We start from the raw sequence: 23,306 nt of genomic DNA on the forward strand, positions 1-23,306 counted from the left end.
GTTTATCTCAGGATCGGTTGATGCTTTGCGGCCAGTTGTGTTGAATGTCTAACACCGGCTGCAGATCCTGACACGTTTTTAGAACGCAGCATATAGCTGCTTCAGGAGAGGTCAAACGATGTCATCAGGAACATTATCGGGCATTGTCACTTTGCTATTGTTCACCGTGCTGGGTGACCTGTTAAGCGATGCATTCAGCCTTCCGGTTCCGGGCTCGGTGATGGGATTGATACTTCTTGTTATCTATCTCCAGTTGTCCGGTGATGTCAGTGAGTCTCTGGACAAGGTCAGCCAGTTTTGTATCCGCTACCTGGCCGTACTATTTATCCCGGGCTGTGTGGGTATTTTCTTCCTGAGTGACCTGCTGTTACAACAGTGGTTGCCTATCACGCTGGCCGTGCTGGTGGCGACGCCAGTTTCTCTGGTATTAACGGCGGTGCTTCTGCAATGGTTGCTTAAACGCTTTGCTGCACAGAGCGGAGATAATCATCATGGATGAGGTGATCAATTTTTCTTACGGGTTATTGCAACGGCAAATTAACAATCCGGTGGCGATCCTTTTGATTAACCTGGGTGCTTACCTGCTGGCGGAGAAGTTGTTTGTTCGTATGGGCCGTAAAGGCTGGTTCCATCCACTGTTTACCACCAGCCTTATGGTCTTTCTGGTTATTCGTTTCTCTCCACTTGAGCCTGACATGTACACAAAGCACAGTGAGTTGCTGAAGATGTTGTTGGCACCATTTACGGTATCACTGGCAGTTCCGCTGTCAAGACAGCTGCATATGCTTCGCCAGTTAGCGGGACCTCTCATGTGTTCATTGCTGATTGGAGGGTTCCTGGCCGTGTTTATTGGTATGGGGATGGCACTGGCAACCGGAGGCTCAAGAGACGTTGTGTTATCCATTGCAACCAAGGCGGTAACCACCGCAGTTGCCCTGGTGATGGGTGAACAGTATGGCGCTATCATTCCCCTGGTGGCTGCCGTGGTTATTATTTCCGGCGTTTATGGTTCACTGGTGGGACCAGCACTGTGTCGTATGTTTGGCGTGACCGACCCAAGAGCCATTGGCTTTGCCATGGGGGTTAATGCCCATGCAGGCGGCACTGCCCGAGCCTTTGAACTGGATGTGACCATGGGGGTTTATTCCAGCCTGGGGATGTGTCTGTGTGCTATCTATATGCCGCTTCTTGTACCATGGCTGATCAGCCTATTACTGTAATTGAGTCATTAGCTCTGAGAAATCTTAATGTTTGATAAAGCAGACCTGATTAAAATTGCCAATCAGACCATGCCCTTTGGGAAGTATCAGGGCAGAAGGCTGATCGACCTGCCAGAACCTTATTTACTATGGTTTGCTGGAAAAGGGTTTCCTGAGGGAGAACTGGGGAAACTGCTGGCATTGGCTCTGGAGGTTCAGGTGAATGGGTTGAATGAGCTGATTACACCATTGAAACAATACTGATTCAGCTCCTTCAGTAATGAAGCAACAACGTGATCCGGGAGAGGTCTGGTAAGATGGGTGGGTCGAACAATAATTCAGCAGTAACGGAAGCGTCAGATGATTAAAGTGGGGATTGTCGGTGGAACGGGTTATACCGGAGCAGAGCTTTTGCGCTTGCTGTCGGTTCATCCCAATAGCCAGCTGAGTATGATCACTTCCCGTTCTGAGGCGGGAAAGCCGGTTAGTGCGCTTTTTTCCGGATTACGAGGAAAGCTGAACCTGAACTTTTCATTACCGAACACTGAACAGCTTTCGTCATGTGACCTGGTGTTCTTTGCAACACCCAATGGTATTGCCATGGAATCTGTGCCGGAATTACTGTCTGCTGGTGTGCGGGTGATTGATCTGGCGGCAGACTTTCGTTTGCGTGATACCAGCCTGTGGCAGCAGTGGTACGGTAGTGAGCATGCTTGTCCGGACGTTTTGAAGGAGGCGGTGTATGGCTTGCCGGAAATGAATCGTACCGATATTGCTGGCGCCCGTCTGGTCGCCAATCCCGGCTGCTATCCCACGGCAACCCAGCTTGGCTTATTACCTCTGGTGAGCGCAGGGTTGGTCAGCGGGAAAATCATTGTCGATGCCAAGTCCGGTGTCAGTGGTGCTGGACGTGGAGCCAATGTAGGCACTCTGCTCTGTGAAGCGTCAGAATCTTTCAAGGCCTATGGTGTTCCCGGCCATCGTCATTTGCCAGAAATTCAGCAGGGTATTGAACGCATGCCAGGAACAGGCGTATTGCCATTTACCGGTGATCTGGTATTTGTTCCTCATTTGACGCCAATGATCCGGGGGATCCACTCCACGCTATATTGCACTGTCAAAGACCATGGTGTTGATCTTCAGGAGTTGTATGAGAATACCTTTGCGGGAGAGCCCTTTGTCGATGTGATGCCTGAGGGCAGCCACCCGGAAACCCGTTCTGTTCGTGGATGTAACCAGTGTCGTATAGCAGTTCATCGTCCACAGGGCGGGGACACAGTGGTTATCTTGTCTGTTATTGATAACCTGGTAAAAGGGGCGGCCGGGCAGGCCGTTCAGAATATGAATATTATGTTCGGACTGAATGAAATGACCGGCCTGGACTTTCCTGCCGCTATGCCTTGATAAGAGGCTATATCTGCGGTCTGGCTTAATGGGCGCGCGGTTCCTCCCCGGCTTCGTCATCAGGGAGGGACCGAATGATCCTGGTTTCAGTTTTTCCTGACTTCTGTTGCAAAATAAAAAATACTCTGTCGGTGTTTATTGTCTACTTTTGTCTACTCAAAGAATAAATTATTCATAAAGGTTTGAGTTATGGACACTAAAGGTCGCCAAACAAATCCTGCTGATAACCGACAGTTAAGATATCCACAATCACAACCGCCTTTTTCTCCATCAGACACATGGCAATCACCCGATGGCTCTGACTATCCAGAGCCCGCCAATTACTTTGGATTCACTTTAAACTCACATAATGCCAATAGGCAGCATATGGCGCACGCTCCCCGTAATCGTTCAAATATTAGCCGGGATCACCCAAGAAGTGTTGATTCTCTGCCACAAGGTGCTGCATTGCGGGCCACTGCTCATCCTCAACTGTACCCGGATCCTCCACCTCCGTACCCTGACCCTCCACCTCCATACCCTGGAATCAATAACCAGAATCCCGGGTTTGGCTCCCGACCATCAGCTGCAACCATGGCCACCCCGTTCCAGTCTCCGCTAGAGAGGTTTCAGCAAGCATTTACCACTGATCAGCAACGTGCAATTAAAGAGGTGCTGGGTGGTTCAATAAAAGGATCAACCTGGCTGGCTTATCGACTGGCCGCCCTTAAAAATTATGAACTGCATTTTATCATTGATAACAGTGCTTCAATGGATACTCAGGATGGAATGGTGCATCCTGAAGCCGGAATAAAAATGACCAGGCTTCAGGAGGCGTGTTACCGATTGAGTAACATTGCCGATTTATTGGCCTATATACCGGTAATGGGAATAAAAATTCAAAGTTTTTCCCAGGATTTTCTGCCAATTGATACCAGTAGAACACCCGCTGAGGTGGCAGCACAAATGAAGGGGTGCCTGGAGAATATTGCTATGGCTCCAAGATATCATTCAACCCCTCTTTATCCTGCACTGTTGCACAGTGTAAAAGAGTCCGAAATCTCCTCGCAATCTCCCCCCCGCATTATCTATGTGTTTAATGACGGGGAGCCCAATACGGGCGGATCAAAAGAACAGGTTTGTCAATTGCTGAGAGACAGAAAGGCTGAGAGGAGCCCGGTGTGTCTGGTTGCTTGCACTGATAGTGAGTCTGCCGTCGGGTGGATGAACGAGGCAGACGAGCAACCAAACGTTCATGTAGTGGATGATTTTCAATCAGAAATGAGAGAGGTAAAGATGCATCAGGGATCAGATTTTCCTTTTACAGAGGGGTTTTATCTTATGTCTACGTTGCTTGGGCCTATTGATCCACTTTTTGACAAAGCGGATGAAAATCACATCTTTGATCATACTGACTATCAAGAGATCTGCGGCCGCAGCATATCGCCAGCAGAATATGACAGATATCAAAAAGAAGCCGGTCGACTACAAAACAGTCTTGCAAAAAATAACGATGGTACTGACGGCTGTTTAATTTCATAGCTTGATTGTGCTATAGAGAATAGGGAATAGGAAAGCTTGATCGGATAATTCTTCCTTAATGTCACTCTTCTGATGAGAAAAACCCCCAAATGACAGTATCAGGCTCAGATCAGATGTTGGTCTGGCTGATTTTTCTGATGTTCCTACTGGATTGAACCCTAAGTTTTTTGTGCAATTTAACGATGAATAAGAGATGGAAAAGTGCCCACTTCCATCCTTTGGCAAAGCACAGAGATCAGACCATGAGTTCAGAATCATCCAGTGAAAACAGTCAGCGAAAGACGGGCGGACTGGCACTCACGCTGTTTCTCTGGTTTATTGTTTTATCCATTGGCCCTGTGGTTATTGTTGGGCTGAATGAATATCAGACGGGAAAAGAGGCGATCATTAAAGATCGTTATGATCAACTGTCATCGGTCAACTTTCAGTTGACTCAACGCATTAATGAATACTTTGATACGGTGTTAACCAACTTATTCATTATGGCGTCACCTTCGGAAGCATTTATTACTGAACTGGTAATGGCGCCTGGCTATAAAACACAGCCAGTTTCTGAATTTATCAATTCAAGGGAGTACGGCGATATATATGAACAGTACTCCATGGAATATGTGGATTTTCTCCGATTCTATGATTATTCCGATGTCATTCTGGGCGATGCGGCAGGGAATATTTTGTACACAGTTAATGAGTACAGCGATTTAGGGCGCAACCTGTTTTCTTCAGAGCTGGAAAATACCCTTTTTTCTCAAGCGGTTAAAGCCAGTTTTTATGATCAGCAGCCGAAGTACGCGGACCTTGCTGCCTATCCACCGATTGGCAATGAGAACGTTGTCTTTTTGATCCTGCCACTGGCCGATACTCATCAGAAACCCATTGGGTTTATTGCGGTTCAGATTCACCCAAAGAATATTCAGGTTATGTTCGATAGTGGAGAGTCGAGTACTGTCGGCCTTTCATCGTTTCTGGTTGGCAAGGATCGTAAAATTCGCTTTGGTACTCAGTTTGAACATTACCAAGCGCTTGAATTTGGAGAAGATAATCCATTGATTAACTTATGGCTAAGCCATCTTGAGGACGATGGAAGCTATAGAGAGAGTGAAGCTCATTTCGGAGCCATCATTGCTGATAACGCCCATTCTCATGAGGAATCCGGAGAGCATGGTCTGGAATCATTTTCAGGGGATCTTGACGCTTTAAATCTGGAAGAGGAAAGCGTACTGAATCGAGCGGCAAAAGCCAGTTTAAGTCATATACGAAGTTACCTTCATGGTGAAGAGGTTCTGGGGATCTATCTACCCATCAATATTGCCGGAACACCCATGGCGATGCTGTCGGAAGTTACGCACCGACACGCGTTTGCATCCGTTCAGGACTTTCGCAAACGCCTTTTTGTTCTTATCGCCATCACCTTTGCCCTGGTGGTTGTTATTGCATTCGTTGTTACGCGCCAACTGGTAAAGCCTATTCGGTTGATTACCCGGTGGGTCAATCGTGTTGCCGCTGGCGATTATGAAAAAGGTAGTGTACTCAGAGGAAATAATGAGATCAGTGAACTGAGTCGCAGTTTTGCCCAGATGACCGATAGGCTGCGTACCGTCAGCAATGAAAATACCCGGAAAAACTGGCTGCAGGAGGGCATGGCTGGATTGTACAACAGCGTCCGTGGCGAGCAGGACATGGCTGAACTGTGTCGTAACATCGTTACCTATATCGCCCGATATCTGGATATGCATTCCGGCGCAATGTTTGTGAAAGATGATAAAAAACTGCTGCAGTTGATGGGAACCTATGCCTGGCGCAAGCGCAATCAGCACGCCAACTGTTTTGAGATGGGTGAAGGGCTGATTGGTCAGGCTGCACTGGAAAGAGAGGTGATAGAGATAACCCGTGTGCCGGATGGTTATATGGACATTGAGTCCGGACTGGGCTGTGCCAGGCCAGGTCATCTTATCATTGTCCCACTGTGCTACGAGAACGAGTTAAAAGGGGTATTTGAGTTTGCCCGGCTTGGCCCGATGACGGATGAGCAAAGCCTGTTTCTTGATCACTCTGTCGAAAGCATTGCCATTGCCATCAACTCTGCTCAGTATCGAACCCGGGTAAATCAACTTCTGGATACCACCACTTTGCAGTCAGAGGCTTTGAAAGAGCAAAAAGAAGAATTGCGTTCGGTTAATGAAGAGCTGGAAAAACGAGCCGGTATTCTGGAAGAGTCTGAGGAGGAGCTTAAAGCGCAAAGTGAGGAACTGCAGAAATCCAATGCCGAACTGGAAGAACTCAGTGAACAGCTGATGATTCAGAAAGAGGAAATTGAGCGAAAAAATAAAGATATTAAGTTATCCAGTAAAAAGATAACGGAAAAGGCGGAGGAGCTTGCCCGGGCCAGTCAATATAAATCTGAGTTCCTTGCCAATATGTCTCATGAGCTTCGTACGCCATTGAACTCTTTATTGCTCCTTTCACAGATGCTGGCAGAAAACGACGAAGGCAACCTGACAGAAGATCAGGTGGAGTCGGCACAGGTTATCTACAACGGTGGTAAAGAGTTGCTGGAGCTGATTAACGACATCCTTGATCTGTCCAAAGTTGAAGCGGGAAAGATGTCGGTCAATCTTGATGATACGCCTTTGGAGGAGATTAAAGGCAGTATTGAAACCATGTTCAATCCTCTGGCGGAAAGCCGAAGCTTGCAATTCCGGGTCTGTATAGAGAGAGGTGCGAGCAAGTCTGTTTTCACTGACAGCCAGCGACTAATGCAAATTGTTAAGAATTTCCTTTCGAATGCGTTCAAGTTTACCGAGCAAGGCAGTGTTCAGGTAAGCATGTTTAATGAAACCCGGTCTGGCCACTTTTCAGAAGATACATGGCTTGGTTTTGCTGTTAAAGATAGCGGGATTGGTATTCCCAAAGAGAAGCAGGCATCTATTTTTGGATCATTCCAGCAGGCCGATGGTTCTACCAGCCGAAAATATGGCGGCACCGGACTCGGTCTGGCGATATCCAAAGAGATGGCCGAGCTTCTGGGTGGCTTTATTGAGCTGGAAAGTAAGGAAGACGAAGGGACGACCTTTACTCTGTTTCTTCCAGTCAATCCAGTCTGTTCTCTTGAACCTGAGCCAGTATTGGCAGAAAACTATGTGTCCGATGTGTTTGATCAGTCCTCTGGAGCCGATGAGCCAGGCAGTGTTTCCCATGAGCCACCAGAAAAGGATAAGCCGGAGGTGGGGGGGGCTGAACCCCCGGTTATGCAAACGTTTGATTACCAGCTACTGGTTATTGAGGATGATCCTCACTTTGTTGCCATTCTTCATCAATTGGCCGACAAGCATCAGTTTGGCTGTTTGTATGCATCGACGGGAGAACAGGGACTTGCATTGGCCCGACAGCACCAGCCATCAGCCATCATTCTGGATTTAGGCTTGCCGGATATGGATGGTCAAGAGGTGCTTAGCCATTTAAAAAGTGATGAGGAAACCCGGCATATACCGGTACATATCGTATCGGGACGGGATCCCGGATCGGTTTCCAGTCCGGGAGCTGTTGGCTACTTAATGAAGCCAGTGAGTGTGACAGATATTGATAAAGTGTTTCTGACCCTTGAGAAGGCCATTAGCCAGGATATTCGTGATGTGCTGATTCTTGATCTGGATGCAGAGCAGCGATCTCAATTAGGCAATATGTTGGAGCAAAAAGGCCTTCATGTTGGTTATGCCAGCTCCGCAACGGATGCCGAGAAGGAGCTTGATGACCATCACTGGCACTGCCTGATTATGGACCTGGAGTTAGGAGAGATAGGCGGGCTGGCATTTTTGGAAAAAATGAAAGGCAAGCTGGGATCTGATATGCCTTCAGTAGTGATTCATACGGCACGTCCTGTTGATAAAACAGAGCACTCCCGGCTGCAGGAATTTACCAATGCCATAGTGATAAAAGGTGAAAGGGCCCTGGAAAGACTCACTGATGAAGTCAGCCTGTTCTTGCATACCATCAATGAGGATCAGGTTGATGATAAGACAGATGAAACCGTGACCGGGTCAGAGAAGCGTCTTGATGGACACAAGATTTTGCTGGTTGATGATGATTTGCGCAATACCTTTGCCCTGTCCAAAGCGCTTCAGGGTATGGGGCTGGACGTTGTGTTGGCAGACCATGGTAAAAATGCGATCAGCAAGCTTGAGGAAGAAGACGGCATTGAACTGGTGTTAATGGATATTATGATGCCGGTTATGGATGGCTACGAAGCCACCGCGATTATTCGGCAAAAGAATGAATTTAAAGAGCTTCCGGTGATAGCCCTGACCGCCAAGGCAATGGCTGATGACAAGGCAAAATGTCTTGAGGCGGGAGCCAATGATTATATGACCAAACCTCTGGATATGGACAAGCTGACAGCAATGCTGAAGGTGTGGCTGCTGCGATGATGGAGACATACCCGGTAGCTGATCTGGAACGACTGGAACTGGAATTACTGCTGGACGCTGTCAAGACACGCTACGGCTATGACTTTCATGACTATGCCAGGGCATCAATGATACGTCGGGTAAGAAAATACATGGAGCAGACCGGCATCCATCAGGTCAGTGAGTTGATCCCACTGTTCCTGCACGATCATCGTGCATTTTATCGGTTTGTGAAAAGCCTTTCCGTTGTGGTTACGGAAATGTTCCGGGATCCGGATGTATTTCAAGTGTTGAGAGAAGAGGTCATTCCTGTGCTCAAGACTTATCCGTTTATCAAGATATGGCATGCAGGGTGTGCTTCAGGTCAGGAAGTGTACTCTATGGCGATTCTGTTGGAAGAGGAGGGGATACTGGATCGTTGCCAGATTTACGCCACTGACTTCAATGATGATGCTCTGAAGCTGGCCAAAAAGGGGATTTATCCTGCGGAAAATATTGCGCTTTATGAAAATAATTACCGCCTTTCAGGGGGTAAGAATCAGCTGGATGACTACTGGGTAAACCTTTATGACGCCATCAAGATCAACAGCCGTTTATCGGACAGGGTAACGTTTGCCAATCACAACCTGGTGACTGACGGTGTTTTTGGTGAAATGCATCTGGTGATGTGCCGCAATGTGCTGATTTATTTTAATGAACAATTGCAGGACAGGGCGTTAACGCTCATTAACGACAGTTTATGCCCAAGGGGGTTTCTCTGTATCGGACGAAGGGAAAACCTGAAGTTTAGCCCGATCAGAAATCACCTTGAGGGTGTCAGTAATACGCTTCGAATATACAGGAAAATTGGTTCGTGAGTCTTGCTTCAGTGGGGGGGAAGCCCGGGGCTTTGGTGTTGGGAGCATCGGCAGGGGGAATCAATGCGCTTGGGTATATCTTCAATGAGCTTGGAGAGGACTTCCCATTGCCCATACTGGTCACCAGGCATGTAGGGTTGAATGATGACCAGGGTATGCTCCGGGTCCTTGCCCGGCAGAGCACATTACCCGGTCAAAGTGGCGAAAGATAAGCAGCGAATACAGCCGGGAACGATTTATCTTGCACCGGCTGGCTATCATATGCTGATAGAGGGGCAGGACATGATCAGCCTGAATCTTGAGGCGCCTGTTGCGTATTCACGTCCTTCCATTGATGTGTTATTCCAGTCAGCAGCAAGAATCTATGGGGCTGATCTGGTAGCGGTCGTTTTAACTGGTGCTAACCGGGATGGTGCCGATGGTATTCGAGCAGTGAAAAATGTTGGCGGAACCACGGTTATTCAGTGTCCCGGAAATGCAGAAATGGGGGATATGCCCAGGGCATCACTGGATACTGGTTGTGTGGATCACCTGATGATGCTCGAGGAAATACCAGCCTTTCTGGATCAGATTGGCGGCACTTGATTCCTCCAATTGATAAAAGCTCATGACGCAAGGACGGCGAAACTTTGCCTTTAAGGAGTGAGACAGGGAATGTCTGGTATCGAGACAAATGACAAGGCCAAAATTCTGGTTGTGGATGATCGACCGGAGAACTTGTTGGCTATGGATAAGTTACTAAAGCCGCTGGGGGCAGAAATCCACAAGGTGGACTCTGGAGAAAAGGCTCTGTCTGAAGTTCTGGCCCATCACTTTGCGGTTATTCTTCTGGATGTACAAATGCCCGGAATGGATGGCTTTGAGACAGCCACATTGCTGCACAGTAACAAGCAAACGGCCAACATCCCCATCATTTTTGTTACCGCAATTAATAAAGATCATAACTATGTCGCCAAAGGGTACCAATCGGGAGCCGTTGATTATTTGCCTAAGCCGATTGTTCCGGAAATTCTTCTGGGTAAAGTGAACGTGTTTTTACAATTGGAGGCACAGCGGCTGGAGCTTGAACAGGTCACCAAAGAGCTTCGATGGATCAGTCGGAAAAACAAGCTGCTCCTGGACTGCGCTGGGGAAGGTATTGTCGGGGTAGATAAAGAGGGAAAAATAACCTTTATCAATCCGACCGCCTGTGAGCTGTTGGGCGGTGTTGAAGAAGCATTTCTCGATCAGCATATCAGTCCGTTTCTTTTTGACGCTGACTCTGGAGAAACCGCTCAGGACCAATGGCAGAGGTCAGATATTTACCGTGAGTGCCTTGAAAAAGGCGGGACCATTAAACAATCTACAGAATTAATAAACCTGGGCCAGGGAAGGTTTCCAGCTGAGTTCAATATTGCTGCCATCGTTAATAGTCGGAACTCCGTTCAGGGGGCGGTGTTTGTCTTTCAGGATATAACTGAGCGCAAAAAGATGGAAGACCAGCTATTGAGAATGGCTAAGTATGATAGCCTCACGGGTCTGGCTAACCGTACGTTATTCAGGGAGTTTCTTCAGTCCTCAATGGATCGAAGTGACCGCTACCACAATAATACAGCGGTTATGTTCCTGGACCTGGATCATTTTAAAGAGATCAATGATCAGCTTGGTCATGATGCCGGCGATCAGTTGCTTTCCAGTGTTGCCCATCGTCTTGAGGGCTGTATCCGCAAGGTTGACATAATTGCCAGGCTCGGTGGTGATGAGTTTGCCGTGGTTCTGGATGATGTGAAGAACCCGGAAGATACCCGAACGGTCGCCAATAAAATTCTCAATGCCCTCAGGGAGCCTCATGATCTGGGTGGTTCTTCAAGAAACGTAGGCACCAGTATTGGTATTGCATTTTATCCTGAAAATGGGGGGGATATTGACGGTTTGATCAAGGCGGCAGATGAGGCAATGTATGCAGCGAAAAATGAAGGTCGGAATGACTTTCGGTTTTACTCCGACCTGAAACAGTGATTTGATTTTTTACAGTTAAATTATACTTCGAATGGTGTATCCAGCTGCTTATCGACAAACACTTTTTTCAATCTTGCAAAACGGGGTAAGCCGTTCAGATAAGCTGGATACTCCTCTCCTTCAATCAATGGTTCAAGGTAGCCCCGGCAGGTTGGGGTAATGTTGAATCCATCGTCATTGATGAAATCCAGCGGCATTTTGCGTTCAAAGTTGGCTACCTTTTCCAGGGGAACCTCTTTGATTGCCCAGCGATAAGGCAGGTCAGACTCTCGAACGATTGCCGGCATTACCGCATTGTGACCCGTTACGGCGAGCTCAACCGCTGCTTTACCCACAGCGTAAGCCTGCTCTACGTCTACCCGTGAAGCGATGTGGCGTGCTGAGCGCTGCAGATAATCTGCGACAGCGTAGTGGTATTTGTAACCCAGCTCCTGCTTGATCATATTGCACAGGGCCGGAGCCACACCGCCAAGTTGCTGGTGGCCAAAGGAGTCAATGACGGTTGTTGATGCCGAGATAAAGCTGCCATCGTCGTATTTTGCACCTTCTGAAGCAACGATCACGCAATAACCCTGGTTGCTAACGGTTTCATTGACTTTTTTGAGAAATTTTTCCTTGTCCAGAGGCAGCTCAGGGAAAATGATAATATGCGGTGGGTCGCCATCCTGCCGGGCAGCCAGGCCGGTAGCTGCTGCCAGCCAGCCAGCATGCCTTCCCATGACTTCCATGACAAATACTTTGGTGGAGGTGTCGCACATTGAAGCAATATCGTGGCTGGCCTCTTTGGTGGATACAGCAAGGTATTTGGCTGCAGAGCCAAAGCCCGGGCAGTTATCGGTAACCGCCAGGTCGTTATCGATGGTTTTGGGTACACCAATACAGGTAATTGGGTACCCCATCTTTTCACTGAGCTGGGAAACTTTCCAGGCGGTATCCATGGAGTCATTGCCGCCATTATAGAAAAAATAGCCGATGTTGTGCGTTTGAAATACTTGAATTAACCGACGATATTCCGCTTCACTTTCTTCGAATGACTTCAGTTTGTAACGGCAGGAACCAAAGGCGCCGCCGGGCGTCCTCAGTAATGCACCGATGGTTTCATCGGACTCGTATGAGGTGTCGATAAGCTCCTCGCGCAAAGCGCCGAGAATGCCATTGTGCCCTGCGTAGACTTTGCCGATTTTATCCGGGTAACGACGAGCTGTTTCAATAACCGCGCAGGCGCTGGCATTGATAACCGCGGTAACACCGCCAGACTGTGCGTAAAAAGCGTGCTTCAAGGTCATCGGTTAAGTTCCCGGTATTGCTGTATGTTTTGTATTTTTTTACTGGTTGCAGATGATACCCGATCGATAGCTTATTGGTAGCGCTTTGTCGGGTTGGTTGTTATGTAATACTTTTATGATCTAATAGTCTTTATGAGCTGACAGTCTTTCGATGTCAATGTCCTTTTGTGGATAAGGCAAGAACAATGTCAACATTCCGGTTTTGGAGAAATAGGGAATGCACATACACATTCTGGGTATTTGTGGAACGTTTATGGGGAGTCTGGCAATGCTGGCCAGAGAGCTTGGATTTGACGTGTCCGGCTCTGATGAGAACGTTTATCCTCCGATGAGCACACAACTGGAAGAACAGGGGATTTCACTATTTAAGGGCTATGGTGTTGAAGCACTCAGCCCGTCACCGGATCTTGTGGTGATTGGCAATGCCATGAAACGGGGGATTCCTGCGGTAGAATATGTGCTTGAGAAGGGGCTTCCCTACGTTTCAGGTCCCGAATTTTTCTCCAGGTACATAGCCCCTGATCGCTGGGTATTGGCCGCTTCCGGTACCCACGGCAAAACCAGTACCAGCAGTATGCTGGCATGGATTCTGGAGTATGCAGGCATGTCTCCGGGCTTTTTGATTGGCGGCATACCCAAGGATTTCGGGATTTCAGCAAGACTCGGTCGTACCCCTTTTTTTGTTATTGAAGCGGATGAGTACGACACCGCTTTTTTCGATAAACGCTCAAAATTCATCCACTATCACCCGCGAACATTGATTATCAATAATCTTGAATTTGACCATGCTGATATTTTTGCCGATCTTGCGGCCATTCAGCGACAGTTCCATCATTTGGTCAGGACAATGCCAGGCACCGGTCGAATTATCTATCCTGCCGATACACCCGGGATTAACGATGTAATGACGATGGACTGCTGGTCTGAGCAGGAAGATCTGGGTGGCAGTCAAAGTCTTTGGCAAGTTTCACCGGTAGGTAGCGATGGCAGCCACTTTAAGGTTTTGTATAAAGGAACGGTTGTTGGAACCGTAAACTGGCAACAGGAAGGCGACCACAATGTTGCCAATGGCCTGGCCGCCATTGCGGCGGCTCACCATGTCGGTGTTTTACCAGACGTAGCCTGTGCGGCCCTTTCTGTCTTTCAGGGGGTAAAGCGACGGATGGAAATGGTCGCGGAGATTGAAGGTATACGGATTTATGATGATTTTGCCCATCATCCAACAGCTATTGCCACCACTCTGGCCGGACAGAGAGCCAAACTGGGGGAAAATGCCAATATTCGAGTCATCATTGAACCCAGATCAAACACCATGAAAATGGGTGTGCATCAGGAGACATTGATTGCTTCTACCGCACAGGCTTCCGAAGTTATCTGGTTTAAACCACCGGGGCTTGACTGGCCATTGGCCGAGTTAGCGCTGGGTAGCCGGGTAAAGTCATCCGTTATGGAATCGACAGAGGCCATTGTGCGTTATCTGGTTGATACTACCTCGGCTGGTGACCATTTGCTGGTGATGAGTAATGGCGGGTTTGAGGGGATTCATGGTCGTATAGCCAGTGGGTTGAAAGAAAAATTCAAGGCAAATTAATGTTGAAAGCAGGTTGAAAGTAGAGTGATAAGTCCAACAAATCCCGCAAGAGTGACATTAGCTATCACCGGTGCTTCCGGAGCCCAGTATGGGCTTCGGCTTTTAGAGTGTCTCGTCGCTGCAGAGCAACAGGTTTTCGTTTTGGTTTCCAGAGCGGCAAAAGTGGTTCTGGCCACAGAAATGGCTCTTGAGGTTGGTGATACTCCGGAAGCTATCGAGCAGTTTTTTATCAACCGATATCGTGCCGCTCCCCGGCAAATCCGTGTATTTGGCGAGGATGACTGGATGTCACCTGTTGCTTCAGGCAGTGGTGCTCCGGGTTCAATGGTGATCTGTCCCTGCAGTACCGGAACTTTGTCAGCCATTGCCTGCGGTTTAAGTAATAATCTGACACAGCGGGCAGCAACAGTGGTATTGAAGGAGCGGCGCAAGCTGGTCATCGTGCCCAGGGAAGCACCTTATTCTGATATACATCTGGAAAATATGTTGAAATTGAGCCGAATGGGGAGCGTCATTCTGCCGGCCTCTCCGGGATTTTACCACCGGCCTGAAAGCGTGGGTGACCTGATTGATTTTATTGTGGCCCGGATACTGGATCAGCTGGGAATCAACCAGGAGTTAATGCCGTCCTGGGGTAATCATTGTCTTTGAAGGGCTGACTGGGGGATAAAAGGTTTCAGGTTGTAAAGCCATAGCGCGAGGGCATCCAGATAAACGGGTAGCGTTGCTGCCGGATCTGCTGGTCCCGCCATCAGATCAATCACAAAACCCGGTAGCTCCTGTCTTACGACTTCTTTCTGGTAAACCCCGTGGGGCTGGTCTGAGATAACCAGGGCAGCTCCCGGTATCGGATCTGCTTTTAGCCAGTGCTTCAGTGTGTCGCGGGTATTGGGTCTGTGCCAGAATCCGTTCCTCCAGTTTCTTGGTGTATCAATAAACTCAACCGGCACGGCTCTTATGGCTTCTGGCATAGGGACCAGTTGATGGAGCATGATAGCCGCTTCTGTTTCGGTAAAAGGGAATGGATCCAGGTTCTTGTCAGGCTGTCTTTTTAGAATGTCCAGGTAATCAGCTCCCGGGGTGAGGGGGCGTTGGCCAACCAGGAAAATCAAACGCTTGAATCGGACGCCCTGACTCCACCAGTCAGTAATATAGTCAAGCCTTCGTTTCATGCCGGGGGCAGTGGATCCGAGCAGCAGCGCATAATCATATTGCTTGATTAATGGCGCGATGGGGGAGATGAGTCCAAGTGTTTCAAGCAGATCAAAAGCTCTGTCTACTTGGCTGGTTGATATATTCAGCGCAGGTAATTCCCAGCGTTCCTGCCCTGGTTTTCTGCGCCAGATCTGGCTGGTATCGATCATGGATTCCAGAGTAGAGTCATGGGCAATGCAAAGCGCCGTTAACAGTTCGTTAAGTGTTAACGAGAGTACTTCGTAATTTTCACCCGGATCGACTGTATCGGCTTGGGAAAGCATGGAAAGATGCATCAGTGTCCCTACCAGAAACCATTGGTGATTGAATTGACTATTCCTGCCGGGCATTGTTTTTGTCCCTGATTGCGCAGGGACAAGCATAGCTGCTTCTCTGAGTAACGGATTATTAATGCTGAGTTGACGCCGATGTGGCTGTTTGTGCCTGTTGCTGGAGAATAAGCTGGCTCAGCTCAGGTTGCTCCCAGTGCTCAGGGTAATGCTTTGCCATTGCTTCCATCATGACGGTGTATTCATCAGCGGGTTTTTGTAGCAGGTAGGTCAGGAAGGTAAATATTCGATCGGACATTTCTTTATTGATCTGATTCAGTTGTTGGTCGTCTATCTGTCCTTTTTTCTGACACTCTTCAATGGTTGATTGACGAATACAGTTGGCAGATATGATAAGCGCCAGTTTCTTGATGTTTTGCTCTTCCATGAGGGGCTCCATGCCGGTATTGAAAATAACATTTACCTATATAAAGCTAGTTGCTGTAGGGTGGGATTCAAGGTGGAAAATAAAAAATAGGGGAAGATAATCCCCTATTAAGTTTGAGACACTATAGACGTACTGAAGCAGGTTTATCCCGATCAGTATTGCATTCAACACAAAGTTGCCATCCATTAGCGATCAGCAATCCGCCAACGGTGCCCCATAGCGGACCAATCGGTGTCAAGGCACCCACAAAGAATCCTGCCACGCTGCCAATTCCGGCTTTGGTAAAATATGGCGGTAACATTTCATGAATATGTCTGGAGATATAATCCACAAGCTTAACCGATCGATCATATAAACTTTTGAAAATACTTGAGATGCTGTTCCATACAGAATGCTCTTCACTGGAACGGTAAGACATATGACTTTTGCTAAAAAAGTTGCTGATATTTCTCCCAAAGCTGGAACCACTTTTCTTACTGTGGCTATGGGATTCCCTGGTACCGGGGATTGATGCGGAGAAATTACTGCCTATAGGTTGGTCTGTTGGAAACATTTTGAGCACACTTTTTAATTCACTTTGATACTTCAGACCTAATTAGACAATTAAGGTTCCCATTTTGTTTGAAAAGTTAATTGATCATGGCCTGACGGTTAGAAAAACAGATCTTCACAGGGGAGAGTAAGTTTTGTTGATTTACCGGGATATCCTGAATTTGTGGGAATTTATAAGCACCCGGTAATTGAGTACCACTCGCTGATACTCTCAACTTCTTCTTCTGATAACAGCCTGGCAATATTATTCATAGGCTGGTGAGTGGATCTTGAGCCGTTTCGGTAGTATTGCAGTTGCTTAACCATATATTCTTTTTTCTGACAGGCCAGATTAGGGTTATATGGCGTTGTACCGATGCCGGTTGGGCCATGGCATCCTGCGCAGAGCAGCATTGCCTTTGCCTGTGCTGCTTCAAGGTGTCTGGGTGGCGGCTGAATTTGGGTGGCAGACTGTTGGTCAGTACATCCAGCCAGCGAAAAAACAGCGGCTAAGACTATTTTTTTGATTTTTACAATTATTTTCATCAGACCATCAACTTCACTAAATTGAGGGGACCAGCTTGAGGTAAAGTGACTTATGTAATGTGTAGTTCGCTGTGCACCGAAACCTTTCTACGTTCACCAATGCATGTTAGAGCCTGTTGACGATTCGTTGCAAGTTCTCAATACCCTGAGATCAATCAAACGAAGGGTGCTCTCTCGGGTTAATAGCTGACTTAGCAATCAAGTAAAACTTTGCCTGACATAACGTTAGACCACAGTTGTTCCCAGCGTCCCTTGCTATGGATAAGAGACCTTGTTTCCAGCAGTACTTCTGCCCCGGCTAATTTCCACCTCATTCCTGAACTGCATAGCCGTTGTTTGACCAATGTCTTACATGCTGCTTCTGTGACTCCGGAACCGATCGGCCAGTTGTGCTCCAGAGCCTCTTGATACTTCATTAAGTGATGATTGTTGGTAAAGTAGGTCACTGCCTTGTAACGCTTTTCTATCAGTGCCGTCGTCTTTTTCGGGAGTTCTGCTGATTCAATCTCCTTCAGTATTTTCCTGGCCGCACCGCATGTGTGTTTCAAGTTATGGAGCCTATCTTCTAACCAGACCTTTCTCCTGGCTTTACTGTCCGGAAATAATGCTTTTGCTGCCCCGGCCAAGTATTCCGAGGCATGATAAAAATCGAGTATCTGAGCAGAGGTATGCTTCGTCAGATAGCACCAGTTTTCTTTAGCCCCATCAGCGACCCCCACATAAGTCGCTTGTGGGTAAAGGCGTTTTAGTTTTGCAATCTCCTCGTCCAGTTTGCCCATAAAGCTTTGCTTGCCATATTCAGGTGAGCTGGCGGTATAAATAGTGTGCAATCGATCACCATTGGCCGAGTAAAGACTCAGGGTTCCACACATCGCTTCTCTCCAGCCGTGTTCACAGAGCAACATGCAGGTGCCATCCAGACCTATGGCAATGGTTTCGACAGGTTCTGGCAGGAGCGGCAAGTCATATTCGATGTCATTCTGGTCTTCAATTAATGCACCTACCCTGTCGGATAAATGCTTGATATACGAGTTAGACAGAGTTCTTTGATGGTTGGTTGCAAAGTCTTCTTTAACAGCAGGAGCGGGCATCTGACTGTATTTCCAAGCGAGTGTTTTGGCAAACTTGGGGGTAGCTGAGCCGACAATACCGGTGCGAAGATCAAGAGGCGCCAGCGTAACACCACCTCTGCCCCCCTGATAAACAGAACGTTCCATAGGCACACATCCATACATGGTTTCATATCGCTTCAGCACCTTTCCCTTGTAACTCCACTTCTGCTGGTTTACGACAATGGGGTCTTTGTTGGGTGGTTCAAACAGTTCAAGCAACTCTTTTGTTCCGAGCTGTCCTGCTTCATTCAATGCTCGCTGCAGTCCATCTTCAAGATCCAGCATGTTGCCAGATTCAATGGGTACTTCAATTTGCAACACAATGGTTTTTGGTTTACGGGCAACGACAGAAGCAGGCATGGCGACAGATTACGACTGTGAAAGATGGTTCCCATAATAGTCGTGATTGGGGTGCACATAGGTTTCAATTATTCAGAGAGAACACCCCAAACGAATACGGGCCAGTTTACAACGTATATTCCAGCCCCAGCCCAAGTACCTGTGGTTTGTTTGAGTAGTATTCCTGTAATGCGTTTTCATGCTGTTTCAAGGCATTCATGCGAGTTTTGTTGGTTGGATGTGTTGAAAGGAATATATTGACCACTTCTCGCAGGTTTCCACTAAAGGCAGATATCCTGCCCCAGACTCTGGAACATTCGGAAGGATCATATCCAGCCAATGCTGTCAGATAGATGCCTATTTCATCAGCCTGGGCTTCACGATTCTGGAAAATTGAGTTGGTAAAAGGAATACTGGCGAGGGCCTTCAGATTAAGAAAAATGAAATCACTTAAACCCTGACCCACGTGTTTTGCCAGTACATGCCCCATTTCATGGCCCAGGATACAAGCCATACCGGCCTGATTTTTAGCCAGTGGAAAAAACGAGTGATAAACAGCGATATTATAGCCACTGGTTGCAAAGGCATTGGGCGCCCTCATATCCATATGAGTGATTGTCCAGTAATGGGCGGGGACATCAAAAACCTGCTCAACAATGGCTTTTAAACGTTTGGAAACCGGGTCAAGAAACTCTGAGTACTTCTGCTTTAGCCCGGAGGATGGCTCTTCATGCAAAACCCAATCATGCCATTGTGAATATGTGTATACTCCCCAGGAAAGTGGTCGGGAAAGGTAATCAAAAGGTGTCTTTAAATACGTTCGGGATACGATGGACAGAGTCCCCAACGCAGCCCCGGTGCGTAATGCGCTGATCGTAAAATCAACAAATAAGGGGCTGGCATTGCCTGTTGTAAGACCATCCCAGCTGATCCCGATCATCGAACCAACAATACCACCGGCAATTGATGCAAGGCCATTATCTTCAAATTCTTCAAGCAGGCTTCGATCAACAACCTGATGGAGTTTATTGATAACCATATCTTCTCGATTTAATGAATGAACTTCTTCATTCACATAGGCGTTGGAGAAGCAGGAGATAAAAAACATACACAAAGAAAGCATGATGATGGATAAGCGTCTGACTCTGGAAAACATGTTCAATCCTCAAAGATCTTTTGAGCAAGTCAGACCAATAAAAAATATATTAGTTCCATCATGCTATTGAGTCAGAGGATGTCATTGACCCGTTTTGACTTTCTTGATTTGCTTGACAGGTTACGTCTTCACGCAACCTCTGCTGATGCTGGTAATGGCTACTCAGGCTCCAATGGATTTATACAGGGCGTCCAACCCCATTTTGCCCGCCATTTTTTTGGTTTCCTGACGGGATGATTCATCAAAGCCCGTATACACCAGGTCTTCCTGTGGCAACTCATCCAGGAAGCGGCTGGGCATCGTATCAATGATCTCGCCAAACTGCTTTCTTTGCCCGGCCAGTGTCATGGTCAGTGATTTCCGGGCCCGGGTAATACCGACATAAGTAAGACGACGCTCTTCCTCAATATTATCTTCTTCAATACTGGTTCGGTGCGGCAGCAACTCTTCTTCCATCCCCATCATAAAGACATGGGGATACTCAAGGCCTTTGGAGGCATGGAGCGTCAGTAGCTGAACACGGTCGGCATCTTCCTCTTCCTCATTGCGTTCCAGCATATCCCGCAAAATCAGCCGGGCAATGGCATCTTCAACGGTTCTGTCTTCGTCACCCCGTTCCAGGGTTTGCTGCAGGGCATCCACCAGAAACCAGACATTGGCCATGCGCTTTTCAGCCTGGGTTGGCGTTGAGGAGTGCTGCATCAGCCAGTTTTCATAATCGGTATCGGCAATCATTTCTCGAACCACCTGCATTGGGTCTTCGCTGGTTTGCAGCCGTCGTGAAACGTCGTCCATCCACCCGGTAAAGCGTCGCAGCCTGTCGACATACTGAGGGGCCAGGTCCTCTGCAAGGGCGGCTTCTTCACAGGCTTTGTACATACTGATGTGGTGCTTGTTGGCGTAGTTGCCCAGCTTCTCCAGTGTCGATGGACCGATCTCCCGCTTGGGGGTATTCACCACCCGTAGAAAAGCATTGTCATCGTCCTGGTTAATCAGCAGGCGCAGATAGGCCATGATGTCTTTCACTTCCGCCCGGGCAAAGAAAGAAGTGCCGCCATTAATGTGATAAGGAATACCATGATGCTGAAGTTTCAGCTCCAGCAACCGCGACTGGAAATTTCCCCGGTAGAGGACAGCATAATCTTTGTAGCGGTTATCGTGGCGAAGTTTGTGGGCGATGATCTCTGTGGCAATACGTTCACACTCCATTTCGTCGTTTCGACATTTGATGACGCGAATTTCATCCCCAACCCCCATCTCACTCCATAATGTTTTTTCAAACACATGGGGGTTGTTGGCAATCAACGTATTTGCTGCCTTCAGAATACGGCTGGTGGAACGGTAATTCTGCTCCAGCTTGATCACCTTTAAGCTGGGATAATCTTCTTTCAGCTGCGCCAGATTTTCCGGTTTGGCACCACGCCAGGCATAGATAGACTGGTCATCATCACCCACTACGGTCAATTTACGACGGTCGCCCACCAGTCGCTTGACTAGCTCGTACTGGGCACCATTGGTGTCCTGGTACTCATCCACCAGCATATAGTGAACTTTGTCCTGCCAGCGTTGCTGGACCTGTGGGTAATGTCTGAATAACTCCACCGGTTTCATGATCAGGTCATCAAAGTCCACGGAGTTGTAGGCTTTCAGCATGCGGTTATAGTGTTCATAGACAATCGCTGCAGACTGCTCCCAGGGCTGCCTCGCCATCTGTAACGCCTGTGCCGGAGTGATCAGATCATTTTTCCAGTTGGAGATGCAGTGCTGAATCTGATCCACACCGTTATCATCTGCCGAGGCATCCCGCTGCATCAGATCGGTAATCAGTGATCGGGCATCCTGCTGGTCAAAAATTGAAAACCCGGGTTTATAGCCCAGAATCTGGTATTCACGGCGGATAATATTCAGGCCAAGGTTATGGAACGTAGAAACCGTTAGCCCTGAAGAGGCTCTGCCTTTTACCAGCTTGCCAACCCGCTCTTTCATTTCCCGGGCGGCTTTGTTGGTAAAGGTAACGGCCACGATGTTTTTGGCGCTGATACCGCACTGTTGAATCAGGTAGGCAATTTTGGTGGTAATAACACTGGTTTTACCACTACCAGCACCGGCCAGTACCAGCAGTGGGGTATCGATATACTTTACGGCCTCAGCCTGTCGATCATTGAGTCTTTGCACGCGTTCTGTTTCAGGCAAGTCATGGGAGAGAAGTGTCCCAGTATACCAAGGTTAGGGGAGAGGGTGATATGACGGGTCTTCAGACAAATGCATAAGTAGCTAACCATATGAAATCATATATTTCTGACTCCTTGTGCCGGCACCCTGCTTCGTTACAACTCCGGTCACATAGCTACGGCTATGCTCCCTCCGTTGTGCCTCGCATAGTACCAGCCCAAGTAGCCAGAAATATTCGATTCCATATGGCCAGCTACTTAAAGGGAATTACGTAAACTCTGCTTCTATTCCGGATTGAAGCAGAGTTTGATGTGGCTGATACGGCCACAGTTAGAGTTTTAACCCACCATCCAGCTCTAAAACCCGTCCATTGTAATAATCATTTTCAAAAATAAAGCCAACAGTTTGAGCAATCTCTTCCGGTGTACCCATCCGTCCAACGGGAATGCCAGCAGTTAACCTGGCTTTGGCTTCAGGCTTCATGCTGCCGGTCATTGCTGTTTCAATCACCCCCGGGGCAATGGCTGCACAACGGATGCCGTATTTAGCCAGTTCTTTCGACCAGGTCACCGTCATGGCTGAGACACCGGCTTTGGCAGCGGAGTAGTTACTTTGTCCAAAGTTTCCTTCACGGGCAATGCTGGCGATATTGACAATAACGCCTTGTGAACCACTGTCGATCATACTGGCGGCGACTTCACGGCCGCAGAGGAATACCCCGGTCAGGTTAACATTAATCACGGACTGCCATTTGTCGAAGGAGAGTTTGCCAGTCACTTTACCGTCTTTGGCTTTGATCAGCAGACCATCCCTGAGAATACCGGCGTTGTTTATCAGGCCGTTCAATGGGCCGAGTTCCGCACAGGCTTTCTGAACAGCCGCTTCAACCTGGGCCTCCTCAGCAACGTTCGCTGGCAGTGCTACGGCACTGACACCTTTTGCACGACAGAGTTCTGCTGCTTGATGAAGTTCGGGCGTATCAAGGTCGATAAGACCCAAATTGGCACCACGCTCTGCAAACCAGTTGGCCATTGCCAGGCCAAGTCCTCTGGCGGCACCGGTGATCAGGATATTTTTATTTTTGATGTTCATAATTGTTCTTATTCTTTGTTGCCAAGGGGTTCGGTGATTATCCTGAAACGATTTCGAACAAAAGACAACGTTCTTATCGCTTGTTGATAATAAATCTCATTCCCATATAATGCGATCCAACGCGTCATCAGTGGCTGATTCTTCAACAGCGACTTGATAATAAACGAGGCTCTTTTCCAATTCCAGAC

At 47.9% G+C, this 23,306-nt stretch carries 21 protein-coding genes; 12 read left to right on the top strand and 9 right to left on the bottom strand.

Annotated features, from left to right (window positions below):
* Positions 1-118: 118 nt before the first annotated feature.
* From MJO57_RS04865 to MJO57_RS04910, 10 genes are all read left to right on the top strand, one after another.
* Positions 119-499: a CidA/LrgA family protein gene (locus MJO57_RS04865; protein WP_252023418.1), complete on the top strand. Its 381-nt coding sequence runs from the start codon at positions 119-121 to the stop codon at positions 497-499.
* Positions 492-1,220: an LrgB family protein gene (locus MJO57_RS04870; protein WP_252023420.1), complete on the top strand. Its 729-nt coding sequence runs from the start codon at positions 492-494 to the stop codon at positions 1,218-1,220. The genes MJO57_RS04865 and MJO57_RS04870 overlap by 8 nt, the downstream gene beginning before the upstream one ends.
* A gap of 27 nt (positions 1,221-1,247) precedes the next feature.
* Positions 1,248-1,463: a DUF3820 family protein gene (locus tag MJO57_RS04875; RefSeq protein ID WP_252023422.1), complete on the top strand. Its 216-nt coding sequence runs from the start codon at positions 1,248-1,250 to the stop codon at positions 1,461-1,463.
* Positions 1,464-1,559: 96 nt separating this feature from the next.
* On the top strand, positions 1,560-2,603 hold the full coding sequence (gene argC, locus MJO57_RS04880) for an N-acetyl-gamma-glutamyl-phosphate reductase (RefSeq protein ID WP_252023424.1): 1,044 nt from the start codon (positions 1,560-1,562) through the stop codon (positions 2,601-2,603).
* Positions 2,604-3,176: 573 nt separating this feature from the next.
* The gene (locus MJO57_RS04885; RefSeq protein ID WP_252023426.1) at positions 3,177-4,124 is read left to right on the top strand and encodes a hypothetical protein; all 948 of its coding nucleotides are present in this window, start codon (positions 3,177-3,179) and stop codon (positions 4,122-4,124) included.
* A gap of 242 nt (positions 4,125-4,366) precedes the next feature.
* On the top strand, positions 4,367-8,548 hold the full coding sequence (locus MJO57_RS04890; RefSeq protein ID WP_252023428.1) for a response regulator: 4,182 nt from the start codon (positions 4,367-4,369) through the stop codon (positions 8,546-8,548).
* Entirely contained in the window at positions 8,545-9,384 is an 840-nt protein-coding gene (locus MJO57_RS04895; RefSeq protein ID WP_252023430.1) for a protein-glutamate O-methyltransferase CheR, read from the top strand. The genes MJO57_RS04890 and MJO57_RS04895 overlap by 4 nt, the downstream gene beginning before the upstream one ends.
* Positions 9,381-9,596, top strand: a complete 216-nt coding sequence (locus MJO57_RS04900; protein WP_252023432.1) for a chemotaxis protein CheB — start codon at positions 9,381-9,383, stop codon at positions 9,594-9,596. The genes MJO57_RS04895 and MJO57_RS04900 overlap by 4 nt, the downstream gene beginning before the upstream one ends.
* Positions 9,583-9,969 carry a chemotaxis protein CheB gene (locus MJO57_RS04905; RefSeq protein WP_252023433.1) on the top strand — a complete coding sequence of 129 codons (387 nt, stop codon included), beginning with the start codon at positions 9,583-9,585 and terminating at the stop codon, positions 9,967-9,969. The genes MJO57_RS04900 and MJO57_RS04905 overlap by 14 nt, the downstream gene beginning before the upstream one ends.
* A 69-nt stretch (positions 9,970-10,038) precedes the next feature.
* Positions 10,039-11,382, top strand: coding sequence for a diguanylate cyclase domain-containing protein (locus MJO57_RS04910; protein ID WP_252023434.1), 1,344 nt, complete (start codon positions 10,039-10,041; stop codon positions 11,380-11,382).
* A gap of 20 nt (positions 11,383-11,402) precedes the next feature.
* On the opposite strand, the gene MJO57_RS04915 is transcribed toward MJO57_RS04910, so the two are convergent.
* A complete protein-coding gene (locus tag MJO57_RS04915) occupies positions 11,403-12,668 on the bottom strand; it encodes a 6-phosphofructokinase (protein ID WP_252023435.1) in 1,266 nt (421 codons plus the stop codon).
* Positions 12,669-12,885: 217 nt separating this feature from the next.
* Here MJO57_RS04915 and mpl point away from each other — a divergent pair, with 217 nt between their 5' ends.
* Positions 12,886-14,259, top strand: a complete 1,374-nt coding sequence (gene mpl, locus MJO57_RS04920) for a UDP-N-acetylmuramate:L-alanyl-gamma-D-glutamyl-meso-diaminopimelate ligase (RefSeq protein ID WP_252023436.1) — start codon at positions 12,886-12,888, stop codon at positions 14,257-14,259.
* Positions 14,260-14,286: 27 nt separating this feature from the next.
* Complete coding sequence (locus MJO57_RS04925; RefSeq protein ID WP_252026949.1) at positions 14,287-14,910, top strand: flavin prenyltransferase UbiX; 624 nt, start codon at positions 14,287-14,289, stop codon at positions 14,908-14,910.
* Here the strand turns inward: MJO57_RS04925 and MJO57_RS04930 are convergent.
* From MJO57_RS04930 to MJO57_RS04965, 8 genes are all read right to left on the bottom strand, one after another.
* The gene (locus tag MJO57_RS04930; protein ID WP_252023437.1) at positions 14,898-15,803 is read right to left on the bottom strand and encodes a hypothetical protein; all 906 of its coding nucleotides are present in this window, start codon (positions 15,801-15,803) and stop codon (positions 14,898-14,900) included. The two genes, MJO57_RS04925 and MJO57_RS04930, sit on opposite strands and share 13 nt — an antisense overlap.
* Positions 15,804-15,861: 58 nt before the next feature.
* A complete protein-coding gene (locus tag MJO57_RS04935; protein ID WP_252023438.1) occupies positions 15,862-16,170 on the bottom strand; it encodes a hypothetical protein in 309 nt (102 codons plus the stop codon).
* A 121-nt stretch (positions 16,171-16,291) separates the two neighbouring features.
* Positions 16,292-16,723, bottom strand: coding sequence for a hypothetical protein (locus tag MJO57_RS04940; protein ID WP_252023439.1), 432 nt, complete (start codon positions 16,721-16,723; stop codon positions 16,292-16,294).
* A 170-nt stretch (positions 16,724-16,893) separates the two neighbouring features.
* Positions 16,894-17,247 carry a c-type cytochrome gene (locus tag MJO57_RS04945; RefSeq protein ID WP_252023440.1) on the bottom strand — a complete coding sequence of 118 codons (354 nt, stop codon included), beginning with the start codon at positions 17,245-17,247 and terminating at the stop codon, positions 16,894-16,896.
* Between the two features lie 191 nt (positions 17,248-17,438).
* Positions 17,439-18,719, bottom strand: coding sequence for an ISKra4 family transposase (locus MJO57_RS04950; protein ID WP_252023441.1), 1,281 nt, complete (start codon positions 18,717-18,719; stop codon positions 17,439-17,441).
* Between the two features lie 106 nt (positions 18,720-18,825).
* Entirely contained in the window at positions 18,826-19,854 is a 1,029-nt protein-coding gene (locus MJO57_RS04955; RefSeq protein WP_252023442.1) for a M48 family metalloprotease, read from the bottom strand.
* A gap of 162 nt (positions 19,855-20,016) precedes the next feature.
* Complete coding sequence (gene rep / locus MJO57_RS04960) at positions 20,017-22,029, bottom strand: DNA helicase Rep (protein ID WP_252023443.1); 2,013 nt, start codon at positions 22,027-22,029, stop codon at positions 20,017-20,019.
* Positions 22,030-22,356: 327 nt separating this feature from the next.
* Positions 22,357-23,118, bottom strand: a complete 762-nt coding sequence (locus tag MJO57_RS04965) for an SDR family oxidoreductase (RefSeq protein WP_252023444.1) — start codon at positions 23,116-23,118, stop codon at positions 22,357-22,359.
* Positions 23,119-23,306: the final 188 nt, after the last annotated feature.

It is taken from the genome of Endozoicomonas sp. SCSIO W0465, assembly GCF_023716865.1.
Classification (GTDB): Bacteria; Pseudomonadota; Gammaproteobacteria; order Pseudomonadales; family Endozoicomonadaceae; genus Endozoicomonas.

Coding starts and splice junctions, on each gene's coding strand:
- MJO57_RS04865 (WP_252023418.1), top strand. CDS start 119: ATGTCATCAGGAACATTATCGGGCATTGTCACTTTGCTATTGTTCACC.
- MJO57_RS04870 (WP_252023420.1), top strand. CDS start 492: ATGGATGAGGTGATCAATTTTTCTTACGGGTTATTGCAACGGCAAATT.
- MJO57_RS04875 (WP_252023422.1), top strand. CDS start 1,248: ATGTTTGATAAAGCAGACCTGATTAAAATTGCCAATCAGACCATGCCC.
- argC (WP_252023424.1), top strand. CDS start 1,560: ATGATTAAAGTGGGGATTGTCGGTGGAACGGGTTATACCGGAGCAGAG.
- MJO57_RS04885 (WP_252023426.1), top strand. CDS start 3,177: ATGGCCACCCCGTTCCAGTCTCCGCTAGAGAGGTTTCAGCAAGCATTT.
- MJO57_RS04890 (WP_252023428.1), top strand. CDS start 4,367: ATGAGTTCAGAATCATCCAGTGAAAACAGTCAGCGAAAGACGGGCGGA.
- MJO57_RS04895 (WP_252023430.1), top strand. CDS start 8,545: ATGATGGAGACATACCCGGTAGCTGATCTGGAACGACTGGAACTGGAA.
- MJO57_RS04910 (WP_252023434.1), top strand. CDS start 10,039: ATGTCTGGTATCGAGACAAATGACAAGGCCAAAATTCTGGTTGTGGAT.
- MJO57_RS04915 (WP_252023435.1), bottom strand. CDS start 12,668: ATGACCTTGAAGCACGCTTTTTACGCACAGTCTGGCGGTGTTACCGCG.
- mpl (WP_252023436.1), top strand. CDS start 12,886: ATGCACATACACATTCTGGGTATTTGTGGAACGTTTATGGGGAGTCTG.
- MJO57_RS04930 (WP_252023437.1), bottom strand. CDS start 15,803: ATGCCCGGCAGGAATAGTCAATTCAATCACCAATGGTTTCTGGTAGGG.
- MJO57_RS04935 (WP_252023438.1), bottom strand. CDS start 16,170: ATGGAAGAGCAAAACATCAAGAAACTGGCGCTTATCATATCTGCCAAC.
- MJO57_RS04940 (WP_252023439.1), bottom strand. CDS start 16,723: ATGTTTCCAACAGACCAACCTATAGGCAGTAATTTCTCCGCATCAATC.
- MJO57_RS04945 (WP_252023440.1), bottom strand. CDS start 17,247: ATGAAAATAATTGTAAAAATCAAAAAAATAGTCTTAGCCGCTGTTTTT.
- MJO57_RS04950 (WP_252023441.1), bottom strand. CDS start 18,719: ATGCCTGCTTCTGTCGTTGCCCGTAAACCAAAAACCATTGTGTTGCAA.
- MJO57_RS04955 (WP_252023442.1), bottom strand. CDS start 19,854: ATGTTTTCCAGAGTCAGACGCTTATCCATCATCATGCTTTCTTTGTGT.
- MJO57_RS04965 (WP_252023444.1), bottom strand. CDS start 23,118: ATGAACATCAAAAATAAAAATATCCTGATCACCGGTGCCGCCAGAGGA.